Origin of the sequence: Streptomyces muensis, from assembly GCF_021474425.1 — a bacterium.
In the GTDB taxonomy this organism is placed as follows: Bacteria; Actinomycetota; Actinomycetes; order Streptomycetales; family Streptomycetaceae; genus Streptomyces; species Streptomyces muensis.
In genome coordinates this window covers 1-1968 of the sequence record NZ_JAKEIP010000535.1, presented here as the reverse complement: position 1 = coordinate 1968, position 1968 = coordinate 1, and the positions used below count along the sequence as shown (strand labels likewise).

The 1968-nt window shown below is 70.4% G+C and carries 2 protein-coding genes; one reads left to right on the top strand and one right to left on the bottom strand.

Features of this window, described 5'->3' with window-relative positions; genetic code table 11:
• Nucleotides 1–30: 30 nt before the first annotated feature.
• Nucleotides 31–1668 carry a helicase HerA-like domain-containing protein gene (locus L0P92_RS44110; RefSeq protein WP_234768761.1) on the top strand — a complete coding sequence of 546 codons (1638 nt, stop codon included), beginning with the start codon at nt 31–33 and terminating at the stop codon, nt 1666–1668.
• 33 nt (nt 1669–1701) lie between these two features.
• Here L0P92_RS44110 and L0P92_RS44105 read toward each other — a convergent pair.
• The coding region (locus L0P92_RS44105) for a hypothetical protein (RefSeq protein ID WP_234768762.1) at nt 1702–1968 on the bottom strand (267 nt) is incomplete at its 5' end.

The following is a 1968-nucleotide window of genomic DNA, read 5'->3' as shown; positions in this document are numbered from 1 at the left end:
GGGTTGGGGTTCGGAAGGTGGTGGGTTGGGATGAGGGATCGGGAGAGGGCGGCCGTGCGGGGTAGTGGGACCGCTCTGCCGCGGGAGGCGCTGGAGATCGCCGCCGGGTATGCGTTCGGCGGGCCCGCCCTGGAGCTGGGCGCTCTGATGTGGGGCGGAGAGTGCCTACCGGATGCGCGGGTCCGGGTCCCGCTGGCCGTGCTGAACCGGCACGGCCTGGTCGCGGGAGCCACCGGCACCGGCAAGACCAAGACCCTCCAGCTGATCGCCGAACAACTGTCGGCACAGGGCGTGCCCGTGTTCCTGGCGGACGTCAAGGGCGACCTCTCCGGACTCGCGGAGCAGGGACAGGCGAACGACAAGGTGCGCTCCCGCGCCGCCGAAGTGCACCAGGAGTGGTCCGCGACCGCCTTCCCCACCGAGTTCCACGCCCTCGGCGGCACCGGCCACGGCACCCCCGTACGCGCCACGATCACCAGCTTCGGCCCGGTCCTGCTGTCCAAGGTCCTCCAGCTCAACCAGACCCAGGAGCAGTCCCTCGGCCTGATCTTCCACTACGCCGACCAGAAGGGCCTGGAGCTGATCGACCTCAAGGACCTGAGGGCGGTCGTCGCCTTCCTCACCTCCGACGAGGGCAAGGCGGAGCTGAAGGGCATCGGTGGGCTCTCGACCGCCACGGCCGGAGTGATCCTGCGTTCCCTCACCGCCTTCGAGGCGCAGGGCATGGCCGGCTTCTTCGGGGAACCGGAGTTCGACACGAGCGAGTTCCTGCGCACGGCGTCGGACGGGCGGGGCGTGGTGTCCGTACTCGAACTGCCCGCCGTACAGGACAAGCCGCAGCTGTTCTCGACGTTCCTGATGTGGCTGCTCGCCGACCTCTTCCACGATCTGCCCGAGGTCGGGGACGTCGACAAGCCGAAGCTGGTCTTCTTCTTCGACGAGGCGCATCTGCTGTTCGACGACGCGTCGAAGGCGTTCCTGGACTCGATCGCGCAGACCGTGCGGCTGATTCGCTCGAAAGGGGTCGGCGTCTTCTTCGTGACGCAGACACCGAAGGACGTCCCCGCCGAGGTGCTCGGCCAGCTGGGCAACCGCGTCCAGCACGCGCTGCGCGCCTTCACCCCGGACGACCAGAAGGCCCTCAAGGCCACGGTGCGGACCTTCCCCAACTCGGCGTACGACCTGGAGGAACTCCTCACCGGCCTCGGCACCGGCGAGGCCGTGGTGACGGTGCTCGGCGAGAAGGGCGCCCCCACGCCGGTCGCGGCGACCCGGCTGCGGGCCCCCGAGTCGCTGATGGGGCCGATCGAGGCGGGCGCGCTGGAGCGGGCGGTGACGTCGTCCGCGCTGTACGGGCGGTATGCACAGGCTGTGGACAGGGAGTCGGCCTACGAGAGGCTGGAGGCGTCGCGCGGGGCCAAGGGGCCGGACGAGATGCGCGAGGGGAAAGGGCCGGACGAACTGCGCGGCGGGAAAGGGCCGGACGAGATGCGTCAGGCGTCGTCCAGGGGCCCGGAGCGGCGCCGTGCGGATCGGGAGGAGCGGCCGTCCGTCGTGGAGCAGGTCGTCGGGAGCGGCATGTTCAAGTCCCTGGCCCGGTCGATCGGTACGCAGATCGGGCGCGAGATCACCCGGTCGGTCTTCGGTACGGCGCGGCGGAGGCGGTGACCCGGAGAAGACCCACCTCCGCCGCGCCCGACTTCAGCCGCGCTCCCGCTCCTTCGGGGGATGCTGCGGTTTCTCCTTCTTCGACTGCGGCTTCGGTGTGTTGCGTACGGCTTCCGCGCGCAACAGGGCGCGCAGGACGGCGTAGTGGTCGGTGGGCATGGCTTGCTCCTGCTCCTTGAGTCGTGCCGCGTACTGCCTGACCTGGTGACGGGGTCGGTCAGCAGCGCAGGACCACGGTGCGCAGGAGGTGCGGGAGGGGTGGGAGGTGCGAGTCGTACGACGTTCGGGGCGGCGCGGGGC